We start from the raw sequence: 22,997 nt of genomic DNA, 5'->3' as shown, positions 1-22,997 counted from the left end.
CACGGGCCCGGCGGCAATCCCTCCCTTCAGTGGGAATTCACCCCGCGGACGCGCCCCGGCCGACCGCGCGCTCGACCGTGTCCGCGGTTCTTCCCATTCGTCGCTGGAAAACCTCACCGAAGGTGTCGTCGGCATGCCTGAATACCGTCCCGTCCCGTCGGACGAAACCGCCCCGGAACTCCTGGACCCGGAACTCCCGGACGCTGAACTCCCGGGCTCCGAACTCCCGGACGCTGAACTCCCGGACTCCGAACTCCTGGAGCTGACCGCCGCGCAGCAGGGCGTGCGGTACGGCCAGCTGGTCGATCCGGACAGCCCGAAGTACAACATCGGCGAATGCCTGGAGATCCGCGGCGGGCTCGACGAGGAGCTGTTCGCCGAGGTGGCCGACCGGGTGTTCCACCAGTGCGACAGCCTGAACGCCGTGCTGGTCGAGCGGGACGGTGCGGTGCGCCAGCGGGTGGTCCGGTCCGGGGTGCCGCGGGCGCGGCTGCTGCGGGTGGACCTGAGCGGGACGGCCGATCCGGTGGCGGCGGCGGAGCGGTACATGGCCGGGGACATGGCCACCGTCGACGACGTCGAGGCGCCCACCCACCACTGGGCGCTGCTGCGGCTGGGCCCCGAGCTGCACTACTGGTACGTGCGCTACCACCACATCGCGGTGGACGGCCTCAGCGGCGCGGTGCTCGCCCGGACGGTCGCCGAGCTGTACACCGGGGCGGCGGCCGGGGCGGAGCCGGTGGTGGTGCCGGGGCCGGTCGGCGGGCCGCTGCGCGCGCTGGTGGAGGAGGAGGCGGCGTACCGGGCCTCGGAGCGGTACGCGGCGGACCGGGCGTACTGGGTCGGCCGGTTCGCCGACCGGGCCACCGACGGGAGCGGCGCGGGCGCGGGCACCCTGCTGCGCCGGCGCACCGACGGCGGCGGCGCGGACCGGTCGGACACCGGCGCGCCGGGCACCGGCGGGACGGACAACGGCGGGACGGGCAACGGCGGGGCGCTGCACACCGGCGAGACGCTGCCGCTGCCGGTGTTCGAGGGCCTGCGGCGGCTGGCCGCCGAGCACCGCACCACCTGGAGCGCGGTGCTGGTCGCGGCGCTCGCCGCGTACGCGGCCCGGGTGGCCGGGCGGCGGGAGGTCTGCCTGGGGCTGGCCTCGCACGGGCGTCCCGGCGGGTTCCGGGAGGCGGTGGGGATGACCGCCACCGTGCTGCCGCTGCCGCTGGCGGTGGAGCCGGGGACGACGGTGGGCGGCCTGGTGCGGGCGGTGGCGGCCGAGATGCGCGGCGCCCTGCGCCACCGGCGCTTCTCGCGCGAGCAGTTGGCCCGGGAGCTGAACCTGGCGGACGGCGGGTCGCGGCTGACCGACCTGGTGGTGAACGTCATGGGCTACGACTACGACCTGGACTTCGCGGGCAGCCGGGCCACCTCCCGGCTGCTGTCGATCGGCCCGGTGAACGACGTGTCGCTGTTCGTCTCCGAGCGGGCCGAGGGGACGGGTCCGCTGATCGGTTTCGACACCGATCCGGCGCTGTACCACCCCGAGGACGTGCGGCTGCACCAGCGGGCGGTGTCCGGTTTCCTGGCCGCGTTCGCCGGGGCGGACCCGGACGCCCCGGTGGACGGCCTGCCGCTGGTGGACGCGGCCCGGGCCCGGGAGCTGGTCGAGCAGGGCCGGGGCGGGGCGCTGCCGCGGCGGGCGACGGACGGCCCGGCGGCGGACGGCCTGGCGGCGGCGTTCGCGGCCCGGGCCGGGGCCGCGCCGGACGCGCCGGCGGTGGTGGACGGCGCGCGGGTGCTGTCCTGCGCCGAACTGGACGGGCTGTCGGCCGGGTTGGCCGGGGCGCTGACCGGCTGGGGCCTGCGGGCCGAGGACGGGGTGGGCGTCCTGGTGGGGCGTTCGGCCGCGGTGGTGACGGCCTCGCTGGGCGTGGTGGGCGCGGGCGGGGTGTACGTGCCGATGGACCCGGCCTGGCCGGCCGAGCGGCTGGACCGGGTGGCCGAGGTGGGCCGGGTCCGGGCGCTGGTGGTGGACGGGGCGGCGGCCGGGCTGGACTGGGTGGCGGCGGCGGCCGGGCGGCTGCCGGTGCTGGTGGTGGACCGGGCGGGCGCGGTGCTGCGCGGCGGCCCGGAGCGGCCCGGCCCGCTGCCGGGGGCGGTGCCCGGCGGGCGGTTGGCGTACACGGTGTTCACCTCGGGCTCCACCGGCCTGCCCAAGGGCGTCGGGGTCAGCCACGCGGACGTGCTGGCGCTGGCGGCCGACGCGGCCTGGGCGGACGGCGCGGTGGACGCGGTGCTGATGCACTCGGCGTACGTCTTCGACGCCTCGACCTTCGAGATCTGGGCCCCGCTGCTGAACGGCGGCCGGGTGGTGGTGGCCGCCCCCGGGGTGCTGGACGCGCCCGGACTGCGGGCGGCGGTCGAGCGGGACGGGGTGGGCGCGCTCTTCCTGACCACCGCCCTGTTCAACGAGATCGCCCGGACCGACCCGGCGGCGTTCGCGGGCCTGCGGCTGGTGGCGGCGGGCGGCGAGGCGGCCGCCCCCGGCGTGCTGGGCCGGATCGCCGCGGCCGCACCGGACACCGCGGTGCTGCACGTGTACGGGCCGACCGAGACCACCACCTTCGCCACCCGGCACCGGGTGCGCCCCGGCGCGTCCGGGGTGCCGCCGATCGGCCGGGCCCTGGACGGCGTGCGGCTGTACGTGCTGGACGCGGCGCTGCGCCCCGTCCCGCCCGGCGTGGTGGGCGAGCTGTACGTGGGCGGGGCGGGGGTGGCCCGCGGCTACCTGGGCCGCCCGGGCCTGACCGCCGGGCGGTTCGTCGCCGACCCGTTCGCGGCGGGCGGTGAGCGGATGTACCGCACCGGCGACCTGGTGCGCTGGACGGCGGACGGGGACGTCGACTACGTGGGGCGGGCCGACGGGCAGGTGAAGCTGCGCGGCTTCCGGATCGAGCCCGCCGAGGTGGAGAACGCGCTGCTGGCCCGCCCGGGCGTCCGGGACGCGCGGGTTCTGGTGCGCGAGGACGTGCCGGGCAACCCTCGGCTGGTCGCGTACGTGGTGCCGGAGCCCGGGGCGCGGGTGGAGGGTCCGGCGCTGGCCCGGGCGCTGGGCCGGGTGCTGCCCGCGTACACGGTGCCGGGCGCGTTCGTGCTGCTGGACGCGCTGCCGCTGAACGCCAACGGCAAGGTGGACCGGCGGGCGCTGCCCGCGCCGCCGACCGCCGTCGCCGAGGGGCCCGCGCCGCGCACCGCGTACGAGGAGGTGCTGGCGGGGCTGTTCGCGGACGTGCTGGGGCTGCCCGCGGTGGGCGTGGACGACGACTTCTTCGCGCTGGGCGGCCACTCGCTGCTGGCCACCCGGCTGGCGGCCCGGGTCCGGGCGGCGACCGGCGCGGAGCTGGAGCTGCGCGAGGTGTTCGCGCACCCGACGGTGGCCGAGCTGGCGGCCGTGCTGGGCCCGGCGGGGGCGGCGCGGCCCGCGCTGGTGGCGGCGGAGCGGCCCGACCCGCTGCCGCTGTCCTTCGCGCAGCGGCGGCTGTGGTTCCTCAACCGGGTCGAGGGCGCGGGGGACGTCTACAACGTGCCGCTGGTGCTGGCCCTGGACGGCCCGCTGGACCCGGCGGCGCTGGGCGGCGCGCTGGACGACGTGCTGGCCCGGCACGAGAGCCTGCGCACGGTGCTCGCCGAGCGCGACGGCGTGCCGCAGCAGCTGGTGCTGGCACCGGCGGACGCGGCGGCGCGGGTGCCGCTGGAGGTCGAGCGGGCCCCGGCGGGCGACCGCACTGATGACGGCGCGGGCGATGACGGCTGGGTGGCGGACGCGGTGCGGCGGCTGGCCGCCGCGCCCTTCGACCTGACCGCGGACCTGCCGGTGCGGGCCGGGCTGCTGCGCACCGGCCCCGAGCGGCACGTGCTGGTGCTGGTGCTGCACCACGTGGGCGCCGACGGCTGGTCGCTGGCCCCGCTGTGCCGGGACCTCGCCGCCGCCTACCGGGCCCGGACCACCGGCGGCGGCGCGCCCGACTGGCCGGCGCTGCGCGTCCAGTACGCCGACTACGCGCTCTGGCAGCGCGAGCTGCTGGGCGCGGACGGCGACCCCGAGTCGCTGGCGGCGCGTCAGCTGGCGTTCTGGCGCGGGGCGCTGGCGGGCCTGCCGGGGCCGGTCGAGCTGCCCCGGGACCGCCCCCGCCCGGCCGTCCCCGGCCACCGGGGCGGCGCGGTGCCGTTCGAGCTGCCCGCCGGGGCGTACGGGCGGGTGGTGCGGCTGGCCCGGGAGAGCGGCTGCACGCCGTTCATGGTGCTGCACGCGGCGCTCGCGGTGACCCTGCACGCGCACGGCGCGGGCACCGACGTCCCGTTGGGCACGGCGCTGGCCGGGCGCACCGACGAGGCGCTGGACGAGCTGGTGGGCTTCTTCGTCAACACCGTGGTGCTGCGCACCGACCTGTCCGGCGACCCGACCTTCCGTGAACTGCTGGGCCGGGTACGGGAGTTCGACCTGGCCGCGTTCGGCCACGCGGACCTGCCGTTCGAGCGGCTGGTCGAGGAGCTGAACCCGGACCGCTCCGGCGGCCACCACCCGCTGTTCCAGACCATGCTGGTGCTGCAGAACCAGCGGGCGGCCGGACTCGACCTGCCCGGCGTCACCGTGCGGGACCTGTCCGGTCCGCCGACCACCAGCAAGTTCGACCTGACCTTCTCGCTGGCCGAGGTCGCCGGGGCCGCCGAAGCCGCCGGGGCAGCCGGGGACACCGACGCCGCGAGAACCGCCGACTCCGACACCGTGGACACGGGCGCGGGCCCGGACGGCTCCGGTGCCGTCCGGCTGGGCGGGTACCTGGAGTACGCCACCGAGCTGTTCGACCCGGGCACGGCGCGCGCGCTCGCGGACCGGTTCGCCCGGGTGCTGGCCCTGGCCGCGGCCGACCCCGACCGGAACGTCGGGGAGCTCGACCCGCTGACCCCGGGCGAGCGGGCCCGGCTGCTGGCCGACGGGCGCGGCGAGCAGCGCCCGCTGCCGACCGCGAACGTGGCGGAGCAGGTCGCCCGGTGGGCCGCCCGCACCCCGGACGCGCCCGCCGTGCGGGACGGGCGCACCCGGCTGAGCTACGCCGAGCTGGACACCCGGGCCGACGCGCTGGCGGCGGTGCTGCGCGGGCGCGGAGCGGGCCCGGGGGCGCTGGTGGCGCTGGCCGCGGCACCGTCGGCGGCGACCGTGGTCGCCATGCTGGCCGTGCTGCGGGCGGGCGCCGCCTACCTGCCGGTCGACCCCGGGTACCCGCCCGCGCGCATTCGGCAGATGCTGGCGGACGCCCGGCCCGCGCTGCTGCTCACCGGCCCAGGCCTCCCGGCCGGGAGCCTGCCGGCGGACGCGGCCGGGGTGCCCCGGCTGGCGCTGGACGAGCCGCTGCCGCCCGTCCCGGCGGGCCCCGGCGGCGAGGGGGCCGGGGAGCCGGCCGGTCCGGCGGAGGCCGCGTACGTGATCTACACCTCCGGGTCGACCGGCCGTCCCAAGGGCGTGGTCGTCCCGCACCTGGCGCTGGCCAACCACATGGCCTGGATGGCCCGCCACCTGGAGCTGACCCCGGACGACCGGGTGCTGGCCCGCACCTCCACCAGCTTCGACGCCTCGGTGTGGGAGCTGTGGCTGCCGCTGACCTGCGGCGCGGAGGTGTGCGTGGCCCCGGCGGAGGCCAACCGGGAGCCGCGCGAGCTGCTGGACTGGATGCGCCGCTTCGACGTCACGGTGGCCCAGTTCGTGCCCTCGCACCTCGCGCTGGTGCTCGCCGAAGCCGAGGTCGAGGTCGAGGTCGAAGTCAAGGGCGAGGTCAAGGACGAGGTCAAGGACGAGGGCGAGGGCGCCGTCCCGGCGGGGGCCGCGGCGGACGGCGGCGGGCCCGGGCTGCCGCCGGGCGGGTTGCGGGCGGTGCTGTGCGGCGGGGAGGTGCTCCCCCGCGCGCTGGCCGAGGCGGTCGGGGAGCGCTGGGGCGCGGCGGTGCACAACCTGTACGGCCCGACCGAGGCGACCATCGACGCCACCGCGCACCGGGTGGCGGGGCCGGTGGCGGGCGCCGCGGTGCCGATCGGGCGCCCGGTGGACGGGATGCGGGCGTACGTGCTGGACGGGCGGCTGCGGCCGGTGCCGGCGGGCGTGGCCGGGGAGCTGTACCTGGCGGGGGCCAACCTGGCCCGCGGGTACCTGGGCCGCCCGGGGCTGACCGCCGAGCGCTTCGTGGCGGACCCGTTCGCGGCGGACGGGGAGCGGATGTACCGCACCGGGGACCTGGTGCGGTGGGGCTCCGACGGGCTGCTGCACTACCTGGCGCGGGCCGACGACCAGGTGAAGCTGCGCGGGTTCCGGATCGAGCCGGGCGAGGTGGCGGCGGCGCTGCTGGCGCTGCCGGGGGTGTCGGCGGCCTGCGCGGTGGTCCGGGAGGACGTGCCGGGCCGGGCCCGGCTGGTGGGCTACGCGGTCGCGCCGGGCGCGGCGGCGGGCGCGCTGCGGGCGGCGCTGGCCGGGGTGCTGCCGGGGCACCTGGTGCCGGAGGCGGTGGTGGTGCTGGCGGCGCTGCCGCTGCTGCCCAACGGGAAGGTGGACCGGGCCGCGCTGCCGGTGCCCGCGGACGGCGGCGGGGCCGCCGGGCCGGGCCGGGCGCCGCGCACGGTGCGCGAGGAGCTGGTCGCCGGGATCTTCGCCGAGGTGCTGGAGCGGGCGGAGGTCGGTCCGGAGGAGAGCTTCTTCGAGCTGGGCGGGCACTCGCTGCTGGCGATGCGGGTGGTGGGCCGGGTGCGGTCGGTGCTGGGCGCGGACCTCGCGGTGCGCACCCTGTTCGAGCACCCGACGGCGGCCGGGCTGGCCCGCGTCCTGGAGCCAGGGGCGGCGCGGCGGCCGGTGGTGCGGGCGGTGGAGCGGCCCGATCCGGTGCCGCTGTCCTTCGCGCAGAGCCGGCTGTGGTTCCTGAACCGGATGGAGGGGCCGGGTTCGGCCTACAACCTGCCGCTGGTGCTGGAGCTGCGCGGCGTGCTGGACCCGGCGGCGCTGGGGCTGGCGCTGGCGGACGTGGTGGAGCGGCACGAGTCGCTGCGCACGGTGTTCCCGGAGCGGGACGGGGTGCCGCACCAGGTGGTGCTGGACGCCGCGGCGGCGGTGCCGCGCCCGGTGGTGGAGAGCACCGCGCCCAAGGACCTGGAGGCGGCGGTACTGGCGGCCGTCGGCGAGCCGTTCGACGTGCTGGTGGACCCGCCGCTGCGGGTGCGGCTGCTGCGGGCGGCGCCGGAGCACCACGTGCTGGTGCTGGTGCTGCACCACATCGCCGGGGACGGCTGGTCGCTGGGCCCGCTGGTGCGGGACCTGGGCGCGGCGTACCGGGCCCGGCTGGCGGGGGACGGCGACGGCCCGGCCCGGGCGTCCGGGGCGCCCGCGTTGCAGTACGCGGACTACGCGCTGTGGCAGCGCGAGCTGCTGCGCGAGGACGGGGCGCTGCTGCGCGAGCAGGTGGCGCACTGGCGCGGGGCGCTGGCGGGGCTGCCGGGGCTGGTCGCGCTGCCGTGGGACCGGCCGCGTCCGGCGGTGGCGGACCCGCGCGGCGCGGTGGTGGAGTTCGAGGTGTCCCCGGCGCTGCACGCGGCGCTGCTGGGGCTGGCCCGGTCCACCGGCGGGACGCTGTTCATGGTGCTGCGGGCGGCGGTGGCGGCGCTGCTGCACCGGCACGGGGCGGGCGAGGACGTGCCGCTGGGCGCGCCGGTGGCGGGGCGCACCGACGAGGCGCTGGCGGACCTGGTGGGGTTCTTCGTCAACACGCTGGTGCTGCGCACCGACCTGTCCGGCGACCCGACCTTCCGTGAACTGCTGGGCCGGGTCCGGGAGTTCGACCTGGCGGCGTACGCCCACCAGGACGTGCCGTTCGAGCGGCTGGTGGAGGAGCTCAACCCGGTGCGGGCCCGGGACCACCACCCGCTGTTCCAGACCGTGGTGGTGCTGCAGAACCAGCGGGCGGCCCGGCCGGAGCTGCCGGGCCTGGCGGTGGAGCAGCGGCTGGTGCACAACGGGCTGAGCAAGTTCGACCTGACCTTCTCCTTCGCCGAGGACACCGGGGACGCCGCGGACGCCGGGGGAACCGGGGGAACCGGGGACGCCGGGGCCGGGACGGGTGCCGGGGCGGGCGGGCTGACCGCGGGCCTGGAGTACGCCACCGCGCTGTTCGACCGCTCCACCGCCGAGGCGCTGGCGGCCCGGCTGGTGCGGCTGCTGGAGCGGGTGGCGGCCGAGCCGGACCGCCGGCTGTCGGGCCACCGGCTGCTGACGGCGGAGGAGCAGCTGCGGCTGACCCGCTGGGGCACCGCGCGGGAGCTGCCCGCCGGCCCGGACGCCGCGGTCGCGGGCACCCTGCCCGCGCTGTTCGAGCGGCAGCTGCGGCGCGCGCCGGGCGCGGTGGCGGTGGTGGACGGCGAGGAGGCGCTGTCCTACGCCGGGCTGGACCGGCTGTCGGCCGAGCTGGCCGGGGTGCTGGCCGGGCACGGGGTGGGCCCGGAGGACCGGGTGGGCGTGCTGCTGGGCCGGTCGGCGGCGCAGGTGACGGCCTCGCTGGGCGCGGTGCGGGCGGGAGCGGCGTACGTGCCGCTGGACGCGCGCTGGCCGGTCGAGCGGCTGGACCGGGTCGCGGAGGTGGCCCGGCCGCGGCTGCTGCTGGTGGACGAGGAGGGGGCCGGGTCGCCGTGGGTGGCGGGCCTGGGCCTGCCGGTGGTGGTGCTGGACCGGTGCGGCCGGGTGCTGCGCGGCGCGCCGCCGCGCCCGGGGCGGCCGGTCCCGGCGGTGGGTCCGGAGGCGCTGGCGTACGTGATGTTCACCTCGGGCTCCACCGGCCTGCCCAAGGGCGTCGGGGTCAGCCACGCGGACGTGCTGGCGCTGGCGGCCGACGCGGCCTGGGCGGACGGCGCGGTGGACGCGGTGCTGATGCACTCGGCGTACGTCTTCGACGCCTCGACCTTCGAGATCTGGACGCCGCTGCTGAACGGCGGCCGGGTGGTGGTGGCGCCGGGCGGGCTGCTGGAGGCCCGGACGCTGGACGTGGCGGTGCACGAGCGGGGGGTGACGGCGGTGTTCCTGACCACCGCCCTGTTCAACGTGGTCGCCGAGACCGACCCGGGCGCGTTCGCGGGCCTGCGGGTGGTGTGCGCGGGCGGGGAGCTGGCCTCGCCGGACGCGATGCAGCGGGTCGCGGCGACCGCGCCGGACACCGCGGTGCTGCACGTGTACGGGCCGACCGAGACCACCACCTTCGCCACCCGCCACCGGGTCTCCCCCGACCTGCCGCCGGGCCCGCCGCCGATCGGCCGGCCGCTGGACGGCATGCGGCTGTACGTGCTGGACGGCGCGCTGAACCGGGTCGCGCCGGGCGTGGTGGGCGAGCTGTACCTGGCGGGCCGGGGCGTGGCGCGCGGCTACCTGGGGCGGCCGGGGGCGAGCGCCGAGCGCTTCGTGGCGGACCCGTTCGCGGCGGACGGCTCGCGGATGTACCGCACCGGCGACCTGGTGCGCTGGACGGCGGACGGGGAGGTGGCGTACGTCGCCCGGGCCGACGGGCAGGTGAAGCTGCGCGGCTACCGGGTGGAGCCGGGCGAGATCGAGGGCGTGCTGGCGGCGCTGCCGGAGGTCGCCGACGCGTTCGTGCTGGTGCGCGAGGACGTGCCGGGCGACCGGCGGCTGGTGGCGTACGTCGTCCCGGCGGCCGGGGCCGCGCCGCGGCCGGAGGAGCTGGCCGCGGCGGTGGGCCGGGTGCTGCCCGGGTACATGGTGCCCGCGGCGGTGGTGCTGCTGGCGGCGTTCCCGCTGAACCCGAACGGGAAGGTGGACCGGGCGGCGCTGCCGGTGCCCGGGGACGGGGACGGCGGGGCCGCCGGGCCGGGCCGGGCGCCGCGCACGGCCCGCGAGGAGCTGGTGTGCGGGCTGTTCGCGGACCTGCTGGGCCGGGCCTCGGTCGGCGCCGACGAGGACTTCTTCGCGCTGGGCGGCCACTCGCTGCTGGCCACCCGGCTGGCGGCCCGGCTGCGGGCGGCGCTCGACGTGGACACCGAGGTGCGCACGGTCTTCGAGCACCCGACCCCGGCGGGGCTGGCGGCGGCGCTGGACGGCGGCCGGGCCGCCCGGCCCCGGCTGGAGCGGGCGGCGCACCGGCCCGACCCGCTGCCGCTGTCGTACGCGCAGCAGCGGCTGTGGTTCCTGCACCGCTTCGAAGGGCCGAGCGCGACGTACAACGTGCCGCTGGTGCTGCGCCTGGACGGGCCGCTGGACGCGGCGGCGCTGGGCCTGGCGCTGGCGGACGTGGTGGAGCGGCACGAGTCGCTGCGGACGGTCTTCCCGGAGGCGGGGGGCGTGCCGGGCCAGCTGGTGCTGGACGCGGCCGGCGCGGACCTGGACCTGACGCCGCGCGAGGTGGACCCGGCGCTGCTGGCGGCGGTGCTGGCGGCCGAGACGGCGTACGCCTTCGACGTGGCGGTGGAGCGCCCGGTGCGGGCCCGGCTGCTGCGGCTGGGGCCGGACGCGCACGTGCTGGTGCTGCTGGTGCACCACATCGCGGGCGACGGCTGGTCGCTGGCGCCGCTGGCCCGGGACCTGGGCGCGGCGTACCGGGCCCGGTCGGCGGGGCGGGCGCCGGGCTGGGCCGAACTGCCGGTGCAGTACGCGGACTACACGCTGTGGCAGCGCGGACTGCTGGGCGACGAGGGCGATCCGGCGGGGCTGGCGGCCCGTCAGCTGGCGTTCTGGGAGGAGGCGCTGGCGGGCCTGCCGGACGTGCTGGAGCTGCCGTTGGACCGGCCGCGCCCGGCGGTGGCCTCGCACCGGGGCGACGCGTTCGCCTTCCCGGTGGACGCCGACACCCACCGGGCGCTGGACGCGCTGGCCCGCTCGCGCGGCTGCAGCCTGTTCATGGTGCTCCAGGGGGCGCTGGCGGTGCTGCTGTCCCGGCACGGCGGGGGCGAGGACGTCGCGCTGGGCACGCCGGTGGCGGGGCGCACCGACGAGGCGCTGGACGAGCTGGTGGGCTTCTTCGTCAACACGCTGGTGCTGCGCACCGACCTGTCCGGCGACCCGACGTTCGAGCAGGTCCTGGACCGGGTGCGGGAGTTCGACCTGGCGGCGTACGCGCACCAGGACGTGCCGTTCGAGCGGCTGGTGGACGCGCTGGCGCCGGAGCGGACCGAGAGCCGCCACCCGCTGTTCCAGGTGATGCTGGCGCTGCAGAACAACGCCGGGGCGGACCTGGACCTGCCGGGCCTGGCGGTGGCGCAGCAGCCGGTGCGCACCGGGATCAGCAAGTTCGACCTGACCTTCACCTTCGCCGAGCGCCGGGACGGGCGGGGCCGCCCGCTGGGGCTGGAGGGGTCGCTGGAGTTCGCCGCGGACCTGTTCGAGCCGGGGACGGCGCGGGCGCTGGCGGACCGGCTGGTGCGGCTGCTGGCCGTGCTGGCGGCCGACCCGGGGCTGCGGGTGCGGTCGGTGCCGGTGCTGGACGGCGCGGAGCGGGCGGCGCTGGCCGCGGCGGGCCGCGGCCCGGTGCGGGCGGTGGCGGAGCGGACGGCGCCGGAGGCGTTCCGCGCCCGGTGCGCCCGCACCCCGGACGCGCTCGCGGTGCGGGACGGCGGCGCGGGCCTGACCTTCGCGGAGCTGGACGCGGGCTCGGACGCGCTGGCCCGGCGGCTGCGCGGGCGCGGGGTCGGGCGCGGGGACGTGGTGGCGCTGGCGATGCCGGGCACCGCGGAGCAGGTGGTGGCGATGCTGGCGGTCGCGAAGGCGGGCGCGGCCTGGCTGCCGCTGGACCCGCAGTACCCGGCGGCCCGGCTGCGCTTCGTCGTGGAGGACGCCCGGCCGGTGCTGCTGCTGGCCCCGGCGCGGGCGCTGGCGGCGCTGCCGGAACTGCCGGTGCCGGTGCTGGCGCTGGACGGCGACGGCGATGGCGACGGGGACGGGGAGCCGGACGCACCGGAGTCGCCGGACGTGCCGCTGGTGGACCCGGCGCCGCTGGACGCCGCGTACGTGATCCACACCTCGGGCTCCACCGGCCGTCCCAAGGGCGTGGTGGTCACCCACGCGGGGCTGGTCAACCACATGGCCTGGCTGGCCGGGCACCTGGAGCTGACCCCGGACGACCGGGTGCTGGCCCGGACCTCGCCGAGCTTCGACGCCTCGGTGTGGGAGACCTGGCTGCCGCTGCTGCACGGCGGCGCGACCTGCCCGGTGCCGCCGGAGCTGAACCACGACCCGGTGGGGCTGCTGGGACGGATGCGCGCCGAGGGCGTGACGGTCGCCCAGTTCGTGCCCTCGCTGCTGGCGCTGGTGCTGGGCGAGACCGAGCGGGAGCCGGCCCCGGGCGCGCTGCGGGCGGTGCTGTGCGGCGGCGAGCCGCTGACCGGGGCGCTGGCCGCGCGGGCCGAGCAGGCCTGGGGCGTGGCGGTGCACAACCTGTACGGGCCGACCGAGGCGACCATCGACGCCACCGCGCACCGCTGGCGACCGGCCGCGGACGGGGCGGACGCGGCGGTGCCGATCGGGCGCCCGGTGGACAACCTGCGCGCGTACGTGCTGGACGACGCGCTGGGGCCGGTGCCGCCGGGGGCGGTGGGCGAGCTGTACCTGGCGGGCGCGGGCCTGGCCCGCGGCTACCTGGGGCGGGCGGCGCTGACCGCGTCCCGGTTCGTCGCGGACCCGTTCGCGGCGGACGGGGCCCGGATGTACCGCACCGGGGACCTGGTGCGGCGCGGCGCGGACGGGCTGCTGCGCTACCTGGGCCGGGGCGACGACCAGGTGAAGCTGCACGGCCTGCGGATCGAGCCCGGGGAGGTGGAGGCGGCGCTGACCTCGCTGCCGGGCGTGGGCGCGGCCTGCGTGCTGGTCCGGGCGGAGCGGCTGGTGGCCTACCTGGTGCCCGCGGCGGACGGCGGCGCGCTGCCGCCGGACGCGGAGCTGCGGGCCGGGCTGTCGGAGCTGCTGCCGTCCGGGCTGGTGCCGGCGGTGTTCGTCCGGCTGGCGGCGCTGCCGCTGCTGCCCAGCGGCAAGGCGGACCGGCGGGCGCTGCCCGACCCGCCGCGGCCCGGGGCGGCGGCGGCCGGCGGCGGCGGCGCGGGGCGGCCGGCGGACGGGCCGGAGCGGGTGCTGTGCGAGGTGTTCGCGGGGGTGCTGCGGGTGCCGGAGGTCGGGCCGGAGGAGGACTTCTTCGCGCTGGGCGGGGACAGCATCCTGTCGATCCAGCTGGTCAGCCGGGCCCGCGAGGCGGGGCTGCGGATCACCCCGCGCGACGTGTTCCTGCACCGCACCCCGCAGGCGGTGGCGGCGGTGGCCCGGCCGGCCGAGGAGGCCCCCGCGGCGGCGGCCGAGGACGGGACGGGCACCATGCCGCCGACCCCGATCGCGGCCTGGTTCCTGGACCGGCCGGGCCCCACCGACGGCTACCACCAGTCCGCGGTGCTGCGCACCCCGGCCGGGGCGGACCGGGAGCGGCTGGCGGCGGCGCTCCAGTTGCTGGTCGACCACCACGACATGCTGCGGGTCCGGGTGACCCGGGCCGCGGACGGCTCGGCGGCGCTGGAGGCGCTGCCGCGCGGGGCGGTGCCGGTCGCGCCGCGGCTGGTGCGGCTGGACGTCGCGGGGCTGGGCGAGCGGGAGGTGCGCGCCGCGCTGGCCGCCGAGGGCGAACGGGCCCGGGGGCGGCTGCGGCCGGCCCACGGCGGGGTGCTGGAGGCGGTGTGGTGCGACGCCGGGCCGGGGGTGCGCGGGCGGCTGCTGCTGCTGGTGCACCACCTGGCGGTGGACGCGGTGTCCTGGCGAATCCTGGTCGAGGACCTGGCGACCGCCTGGCGGGCGGTGTCCGACCCGGCGCCCGCCGGGGTGCCGGGTGCGGTGTCCGGTGCGGTGTCCGGTGGGGTCGCGCCGGGTGGCGCGGTGCTGCCGGCGGTGGGCACCTCGTACCGGGCCTGGGCCCGGCTGCTGGCCGCGCAGGGCGCGAGCGGCGTCCGGGCGGGCGAGCTGCCGCTGTGGGAGGCGGTGGCGCGGGCCGACGACCCGCCGCTGGGGGTGCGTCCGCTGGACCCGGCCCGGGACACGGCGGGCCGGACCAGGTCGCTGACCACCCGTCCGGCGTCCGACCGCACCGGGGAGCTGCTGACCAGCGCGCCGCAGGCGTTCCACGCCGGGGTGGACGACGTGCTGCTGACGGCGCTGGCGCTGGCGGTGCGCTCCTGGCGGGCCGGGCGGGCCGGGGACGACGGGCGGGCGGGGGTGCTGGTGGACCTGGAGAGCCACGGGCGCGAGCAGCTCGCCGAGGGCCTGGACCTGTCGCGCACGGTGGGCTGGTTCACCAGCCTGTACCCGGTGCTGCTGGACCCGGGTCCGCTGGACCCGCGGGTGCCGGGCCGGTTCGACGCGGGCCTGGTGGACCGGGCGGTGAAGAACGTCAAGGAGCAGCTGCGGGCGGTGCCCGACCACGGCGTCGGGTACGGCGTGCTGCGGCACCTGGACCCGGCCGCCCGGGAGCTGCTGGCCGGCGGCGCCGAGCCGCGGATCGGCTTCAACTACCTGGGCCGCCACCCGGCGCCCGGGGCCGGCCCGGAGGCGGACTGGGAGGTGCTGCCCGAGGGCGGCGCGCCGGCCCCGGCGGACCCGGCGATGCCGGTGCACCACGTGCTGGACATCAACGCGCACACCGAGGACGGGCCCGCCGGCCCGCGCCTGACGGCCCGCTGGACCTGGGCCGCCGACCTGCTCGACGAGGCGGACGTGGCGGCGCTCGCCGACGCCTTCGACCGGGCGCTGCGGGCGATCGCGGAGCACTCCGCGCAGCCCGACGCGGGCGGCTGGACGCCGTCCGACCTTCCCCTGGTCTCGCTGGACCAGGCCCAACTCGACCGACTGCAGACCAAGTGGGGTGGACGCGCATGACCGGGTTCCAGTTGGAGGACGTACTGCCGCTGACGCCGTTGCAGGCGGGCATGCTCTTCCACGCGCTGTACGACGCCGAGGCGGTGGACGTCTACACCTCGCAGTTCGTGCTGGCCCTGGAGGGCGAGGTCGACCCGGCCGCGCTGCGGGCCGCGCTGGGCGCGCTGCTGCGCCGGCACGCCAACCTGCGGGTGGGGTTCCTGCACGAGGACCTGGACCAGCCGGTGCAGGCGGTGGCGGCCGAGGTGCCGGTGCCGCTGCACGTGGCGGACCTGACCGCCGCGGAGGACGCAGCGGGGGACGGCGCGGCGGGCGGCGCGGCGGTCGAGGAGCGGCTGCGGGAGTTCCTGGCCGCCGACCGGGTGCGGCGCTTCGACCTGGCCTCGCCGCCGCTGATGCGCTTCGCGCTGCTGCGCACCGGCCCGGCCCGGTACCGGCTGGTGATCACCAGTCACCACATCCTGCTGGACGGCTGGTCGGTGCCGCTGCTGCTGCGCGAGCTGTTCGAGCTGTACGGGAGCGGGGGCGACGCCGCCGGGCTGCCCCGGGTCGCCCCGTACCGGTCCTACCTGGCCTGGCTGGCCGGGCAGGACCGGGGCGCGGCGCTGGACGCCTGGCGGGGCGCGCTGGCCGGGGTGGAGGCGCCGACGCTGCTGGCGGGGCGGGCGGCGGCCCGGGGGGCGCACGCGGGCGAGCTGCCCGAGACGCTGGTGCTGGAGCTGGACGAGGCGGCCACCGAGCGGCTGCGGGCCACCGCCCGGGCGCACCGGCTGACCCTGAACACGCTGGTGCAGGGCGCCTGGGGGCTGCTGCTGGCGGGGCTGACCGGCCGGTCGGACGTGCTGTTCGGGACGACGGTGTCGGGCCGGCCGCCGGAGCTGCCCGGGGTCGAGTCGATGATCGGCCTGTTCATCAACACGGTGCCGGTGCGGCTGGCGGTGCGGCCGGGCGAGGGCCTGGCCGCGCTGCTGGCCCGGTTGCAGGACGAGCAGGGCGCGCTGCTGGGCAGCCAGCACGTCGGGCTGACCGACATCGGGGCGACCACCGGCCTGGACACCCTGTTCGACACCCTGCTGGTGTTCGAGAACTACCCGCTGGACCAGGAGGGCCTGCGGGCCGCCGGGCGGGCGCTGCCGGGCCTGGCCGTGACCGGCATGGCGGGCAGCGACGCCGCGCACTACCCGCTGACCCTGACGGTGGCGCCGGGCCGGACGCTGCGGATCACCTTCGCCTTCCGCCCCTCGGTGCTGGAGCGGCCGTGGGCGGAGCGCACGGTGGACCGGCTGCGCGGGCTGCTGGAGCGGCTGGGCGCGGGCCTGGCGGGGCGGGCCGACGCGGTGCCGGTGCTGCTGGCGGGCGAGCGGGAGGAGCTGCTGGCGCGGGGCGCGGGGGCGGCGCTGCCCGCCGACGTCGCGGGCACCGACCTGGCGGCGGCGGTGGCCCGGTGGGCCGCCGAGCGGCCGGAGGCACCGGCGGTGACCGGGGCGGTCGAGCGGCTGACCTACCGCCGGCTCGCCGACCTGTCGGACCGGTTGGCGGGCGCGCTGACCGGGCTGGGGGCGGCCCCCGAGGAGGGCGTGGGCCTGCTACTGGGCCGCTCGGCCGCGCAGGTCACCGCGCCGCTGGGGGTGCTGCGGGCGGGCGCGGCGTACGTGCCGCTGGACCCGCGCTGGCCGGTCGAGCGGCTGGCCGCGGTCGCCGCGGCGGCGGCCCCCCGGCTGCTGGTGGTGGACGCCGCGAACGCCGGGCACCCGTGGGTGCGGGCGCTGGGGCCCGGGGTGCGGGTGCTGACCGTGGACGGCGCGGGCCGGGTGCTGGCCGGGGCGCCGCCGGTGCCCGGCCCGCTGCCCGCCCCGGCGGGCGGGCGGCGGCTGGCGTACGTGATGTTCACCTCCGGCTCGACCGGCCGGCCCAAGGCGGTGGGCGTCACGCACGCGGACGTGGCCGCGCTGGCCGCCGACCGGGCCTGGGACGGGGACGGCGCGGGCGAGGCGGTGCTGCTGCACTCGGCGTACGTCTTCGACGCGGCGACCTTCGAGCTGTGGGTGCCGCTGCTGCGCGGCGGCCGGGTGGTGGCGGCGCCGGAGGGCGTGCTGCAACCGGCGGCGCTGCGGGAGGCGGTGGCCCGGGACGGGGTGCGGGCGGCGTTCCTGACCACGGCGCTGTTCAACGTGGTCGCCGAGACCGACCCGGCGGCGCTGGGCCTGCTGCGGCTGGTGGCCTGCGGCGGCGAGGCGGCGGCGCCCGGGGTGCTCCAGCGGCTGGCGGCGGCGCACCCCGGCACCCGGGTGCTGAACGCGTACGGGCCCACCGAGGCCACCACCTTCGCCCTGCTGCACCGGGTGCCCGCCGAGGGCGCCCCGGCCGGGGTGCCGCCGGTCGGGCGGCCGCTGGACGGGGTGCGCGCCCTGGTGCTGGACGGCGCGCTGCGGCCGGTGCCGGAGGGCGCGGAGGGCGAGCTGTACCTGGCGGGGCCGGGCGTGGCGCGCGGCTACCTGGGGCAGCCGGGGCTGACCGCGGCCCGGTTCGTCGCCGACCCGTCGGGGGCGGCGGGCGCCCGGATGTACCGCACCGGCGACCTGGTGCGCCGGTGCGGTGACGGGGAGCTGGCGTACGTCGGGCGGGCCGACCAGCAGGTGAAGCTGCGCGGCCACCGGATCGAGCCGGGCGAGGTGGAGGCGGCGCTGCGCTCCCACCCGTCGGTGCGGGCGGCCTGCGTGCTGGTGCGCGAGGACCGGCCGGGCGACCGCGCGCTGGTGGCGTACGCCGTTCCGGCGGCGGGCCGCACCGCGGACCCGGCGGCGCTGGCCGGGTACCTGGGCGGCCGGCTGCCCGCGTTCCTGGTGCCCTCGGCCGTGGTGGTGCTGGAGGCGCTGCCGATGACCGCCAACGGCAAGCTGGACCGGGCGGCGCTGCCCGCGCCGGCCGCCGCCGCGCCGGTGGGCGGCCGGGCGCCGCTGGAGGGCCGGGAGGAGATCCTGGCCGGGCTGTTCGCCGAGACGCTGGGCCTGCCCCGGGTCGGCGCGGACGACAACTTCTTCGCGCTGGGCGGCAATTCGCTGCTGGCGACGCTGCTGGTGGGCCGGATCCGCTCCGCGCTGGGCACCGAGGCGCAGATCCGCACCCTGTTCGAGCACCCGACCGTCGCGGCGCTCGCCGCGGCGCTCCGGGACGCCGACGGCCCGGCCCGCCCGGCGCTGCGCCGCGGGCCCCGGCCGGAGCCGCTGCCGCTGTCCCCCGCCCAGCGGCGGCTGTGGTTCCTGCACCGCCTGGACGGCCCGTCCGCGACGTACCACGTGCCGTTCGCGGTGCGCCTGGACGGCCCGCTGGACGTGGACGCGCTGCGGCTGGCCTGCCACGACGCGGTCGACCGGCACGCCGTGCTGCGCACCGTCTTCCCGGCGGGCCCGGACGGGCCGGTGCAGCGGATCGTGCCGGCCGCCGAGGTGCGGCTGCCGTTCGCGGTGGAGGACGTCGAGCCGGGCAAGTGCGCCGACCGGATGGCCGCGGCGGTGGCCGAGCCGATCGACGTGGAGCGGGAGGCGCCGCTGCGGGTGGTGCTGCTGCGGCTGGCGGCCGACTCGCACGTGCTGGTGCTGGTGGTGCACCACATCGCCGCGGACGGCTCCTCGCTGGCGCCGCTCTTCCGCGACCTGGGCGCCGCCTACCGGGCCCGGCTGGCGGGCGCGGCCCCCGACTGGAGCCCGCTGCCGGTCGACTACGCCGACTACGCGCTGTGGCAGCGCGAGCTGCTGGGCGACGAGCACGACCCGGACAGCCCGCTGGCCCGGCAGCTGGCGTTCTGGCGCGGGGCGCTGGCCGGGCTGCCGGAGCGGGTCGAGCTGCCCTGCGACCGGCCGCGCCCGGCCGGGGCCGGGCACGACGGCGCCACCCACCACTTCGCGGTGGACGCCGCCACGGCCGGCCGGATCGCCGCGCTGGCCCGGGCCGGGCGGTGCAGCGAGTTCATGGTGCTGCAGGCCGCGCTGGCGCTGCTGCTGTCCCGGCACGGCGCGGGCGAGGACGTCCCGCTGGGCACCGCGGTGGCCGGGCGCACCGACGAGGCGACCGCCGGCCTGGTGGGCTTCTTCGTCAACACGCTGGTGCTGCGCACCGACCTGTCCGGCGACCCGACCTTCCGGGAACTCCTGGACCGGGTCAAGGAGTTCGACCTGGCCGCGTACGCCCACCAGGACGTCCCGTTCGAGCGGCTGGTGGAGCTGCTGAACCCGGCCCGGGCCGAGCACCACCCGCTGTTCCAGACCATGCTGGTGCTGCAGAACCACGCCCCCGCCGCGCCCGTCGAACTGCCCGGCCTGCGCGTCGACCCGGTGTCGCTGGACCTGGGCGCCAGCAAGTTCGACCTGTCCTTCACCTTCGCCGCGGACCCCGGCGGCACCGGGGGGCTGGCGGCCACCGTGGACTACGCGACCGCGCTGTTCGACGCCGACACCGTCCGGGCGCTGGCCGGGCGGCTGGTGCGGCTGCTGGGCGCCGTCACCGACGACCCGGGCCTGCCGCTGCACGCCTACCCGGTGCTCGACCCGGCCGAGCGGGCCCGCCTGGAGCGCTGGGGCACCGGTCCGCGGGCCGAACCGCCCGCCGCCTTCCCCGAACTGTTCGCCCGGCAGGTGCGCCGCACCCCCGACGCGCCCGCGGTCCGCGACCCGCGCACCACCCTGACCTACCGCGAACTCGACGCCCGCGCCGAGGCGCTGGCCCGGCGGCTGGCCGCCCGCGGCATCGGCCCGGAGGACCGGGTCGCCGTGGCGCTCCCCCGCGACGGCGGCCTGCCGGTGGCCCTGCTGGCCGTGCTCCGGGCCGGGGCCGCCTACCTGCCGCTGGACCCCGGCTACCCGGCGGCCCGGCTGGCGTACATGCTCGACGACGCCGCGCCGCGGCTGCTGCTCACCACGCCCGAGGTGCACCGGGGGCTGCCGGCGTCGGACGTGCCCCACCTGTACCTGGACGCGCCCGGCGAGCCGGGGGCGGACGCGTCCGCCGGGGCGTCGGACCGGCTGCCGGTGGTGGACCCGGCGCACCCGGCGTACGTCATCTACACCTCCGGCTCCACCGGGCGGCCCAAGGGCGTGGTGGTCACCCACCGGGGCATCGCCGCGATGGCGGGCACCCAGCGGGAGCGGCTGGGGCTGACCGGGGCCGACCGGGTGCTGCAACTGGCGTCGGTGAGCTTCGACGCCGCGTTCTGGGAGCTGTGCATGGGCCTGCTGTCCGGCGCCTGCCTGGAGCTGGACGCCCGGGAGGCGCTGCTGCCCGGCCCGGCCCTGGCCGCCCGGGTCCGCGAGCACGGCATCACCCACCTGACCCTGCCCCCGGCGGCGCTCGCGGCGCTGCCCCCGGGGTCGCTGCCCGCCGGGACGACCCTGGTCCTGGCCGGGGAGACCTGTCCGCCCGCGCTGGCCCGCGCCTGGGCCGCCGAGCACCGCCTGGTCAACGCGTACGGGCCCACCGAGACCACGGTCTGCGCCACCATGAGCGGCTTCCAGCCCGCCGCGGGCGCGGCCGTCCCGGACCGGTCCGTGCCGATCGGCGTCCCCGTGGACGGCACCCGGGTGCGCGTGCTGGACGCCCGGCTGGCCCCCGTCCCGCCGGGCGTGGTGGGCGAGCTGTACGTGGCCGGGGAGGGCCTGGCCCGCGGCTACCTGGGCCGTCCGGGCCTGACCGCCGCCCGCTTCGTGGCCGACCCGGCCGGGGCGCCGGGCGAACGGATGTACCGCACCGGCGACCTGGCCCGCTGGCGCCGCGACGGGCAGCTGGAGTACGTCGGCCGGGTCGACGAGCAGGTCAAGCTGCGCGGCTTCCGGATCGAGCCCGGCGAGGTCGAGGCGGCGCTCACCGCGCTGCCGGGCGTCGCGGCCGCCTGCGTCGTGGTCCGCGAGGACCGGCCGGGCGACCGCCGACTGGTCGCGTACACCGTGGGCGGGCCGGACGGCCGGACGCCCCCGGACGCCGCGGAGCTGCGGGCCCGGCTGGCGGCCGTCCTGCCGGACCACCTGGTGCCCTCCGCGTACGTCGCCCTGGACGCGCTCCCGCTGACGCCCAACGGCAAGACCGACCGCCGGGCCCTGCCCGCCCCCGAGCACCCCCGGGGCACCGGCCGGGCGCCGCGCACCGAACGGGAGGCGGCCCTGTGCGAGGTGTTCGCCCAGACCCTCGGCCTGCCGGAGATCGGCCCCACGGACGACTTCTTCGCCTGCGGCGGCCACTCCCTGCTGGTGGTGTCCCTGGCCCAGCGGATCGAGGAACGCTGCGGCCGACGCCTCTCCCTGCGCGCCCTGTTCGCGGCCCCGACGGCGGAGGGCGTCGCCCGCCTGCTGGACGGGCCCGGGGCTGCGGCCTCGGTCGGGGCTGCGGCCGACGTGGCGGCCGACGCCGGGCCGGGGACCGGAACGGAGGCGGGAGCGGGAACAGGAGCGAGAACGAGAGCGGAGGCGGGGACGGGAACGGGAGCGGAGGCGGTGGACTGGGCGGCCGAGGTCCGGCTGGCCCCGGACATCACCGGGGCCGGAACGGCGGCGCGGGCGGGTGCCGCCGTGCCGTCCTCCGCCCGGCCGCTGCTGACGGGTGCCTCCGGTTTCCTCGGGGCGTTCCTGCTGCGCGACCTGATCGAGGCGACCGGCGGCCCGGTGGACTGCCTGGTGCGGGCCGAGGACGAGCGGGACGGGGCGCTGCGGCTGGAGCGGAACCTGCGCCGGTACGGCCTGTGGCAGGAGCGGTACCGGGAGCTGGTCCGTCCGGTGCCCGGGGATCTGGCCGCGCCCGGGCTCGGTCTCGACCCGGGGGCGCGCGCGGCGCTGCTGCGCCGGCTCGGGCCGATCGTGCACAACGGGGCCCGGGTCAACTTCGCGGCGGGCTACCGGGAGTTGCGGCCCGCGAACGTCGCGGGCACCGAGGAGCTGCTGCGGCTGCTGGCGGAGTCCCGCTCCCCCGGCCTGCACCACGTCTCGACCACCGGCGTGCACCCGCCGACGGGCGGCCCGGGCACCGTGACCGAGCACACCCCGGCCGGGCCGGTGGCGGCGCTGCCGGACGGCTACGCGCAGAGCAAGTGGGTGGCCGAGGGCCTGGTCGGGCTGGCCCGGGAGCGCGGGCTGCCGGTCACCGTGCACCGCCCCGGTCGGATCAGCGGCGACAGCGTGACCGGGGCCTGCCAGGACCGGGACCTGCTCTGGCAGTTGATCAAGGGCTGCCTCCAGGCGGGGGCGGTGCCCGACCTGCCGCCGGGCTCCACCGGCTGGGTACCGGTGGACTACGTCAGCGCGGCGATCACCGCGTTCGTCCTCGACGCCCCCGGCGGCGGCGGGACCTTCCACCTCACCCACCCCGAACCGCCGGACCTGGCACGGGTGTTCGCCGCCGCCGAGCACCTCGGCTACCGCCTGCGCACCCTGCCCGCCGACCAGTGGCGAGCCGCCGTCGCGGCCCGCCACGACAACGCCGCCCAGCTCTTCCTCGGCGAGGACGGCAGCGGAGGCGGCGGCGCGGACGGCGGCGCGGAGCAGCCTGCGGAGGCCCGCCGCTTCGACTCCCGCCGCACCACCGAGGCCGCGGCCCGCCTCGGCGTCCACCCGGCGCCGCTGACCGAGGAGGTGCTCGTCCGCTACCTCTCCTACTTCCGGGACACCGGCTTCCTCCCGGCCCCGGAGGCCCCCTGACACCCCGTCGGCCCGGCCGGCCCGGCCGGCCCGCACGGGCGGCCGGGCCGGTCGCGTCCGGTCAGGTCCGAACTCCCGGCTCCGACGCAGACCTGCGGGAGCTCGCCCTCGAAGTCGCAGGCGGCCACGGCCCGGTGCCCGGCGGCCCGGGCGGCGGCCGGGAGGCGGGAGACGGCGGGCGGCAGGACCTCCCGCGGCCCCTCGGCGTCGGTCTTGACCGGCCGGCCGATGAAGTCCTCCGCCAGCCCGGCGTCGGGATCGGCCCGGACGTCGAAGCGGCCCGGGTCCGCCCCGGTCCCGCCCCCGAGCGCCGCCGCGAGGAGTGCCGCCGCCTCCGGCCGGGATGCGGTGACGTGTCCTGTCACTGTTGACGAAACGCCCGGTGCCGC

Annotated in this window: 3 protein-coding genes; 2 read left to right on the top strand and 1 reads right to left on the bottom strand. The window is 78.9% G+C overall.

All coding sequences use genetic code 11. The features are described 5' to 3' along the window. Window positions 1-133 precede the first annotated feature (133 nt). Together ACIP60_RS35540 and ACIP60_RS35535 are read left to right on the top strand one after the other, a co-directional pair. Window positions 134-14,932 carry an amino acid adenylation domain-containing protein gene (locus ACIP60_RS35540; protein WP_400692891.1) on the top strand — a complete coding sequence of 4,933 codons (14,799 nt, stop codon included), beginning with the start codon at window positions 134-136 and terminating at the stop codon, window positions 14,930-14,932. Further along, entirely contained in the window at window positions 14,929-22,608 is a 7,680-nt protein-coding gene (locus ACIP60_RS35535) for an amino acid adenylation domain-containing protein (RefSeq protein ID WP_400692888.1), read from the top strand. Before ACIP60_RS35540 ends, ACIP60_RS35535 begins: the two co-directional genes overlap by 4 nt. Here the strand turns inward: ACIP60_RS35535 and ACIP60_RS35530 are convergent. Next, complete coding sequence (locus tag ACIP60_RS35530; protein WP_400692885.1) at window positions 22,563-22,973, bottom strand: hypothetical protein; 411 nt, start codon at window positions 22,971-22,973, stop codon at window positions 22,563-22,565. The two genes, ACIP60_RS35535 and ACIP60_RS35530, sit on opposite strands and share 46 nt — an antisense overlap. Between the last annotated feature and the right edge of the window lie 24 nt (window positions 22,974-22,997).

Origin of the sequence: Kitasatospora sp. NPDC088783, from assembly GCF_044750705.1 — a bacterium.
GTDB classification, from domain to species: Bacteria; Actinomycetota; Actinomycetes; order Streptomycetales; family Streptomycetaceae; genus Kitasatospora; species Kitasatospora fiedleri.
This window is presented reverse-complemented; position numbering and strand designations above follow the sequence as displayed.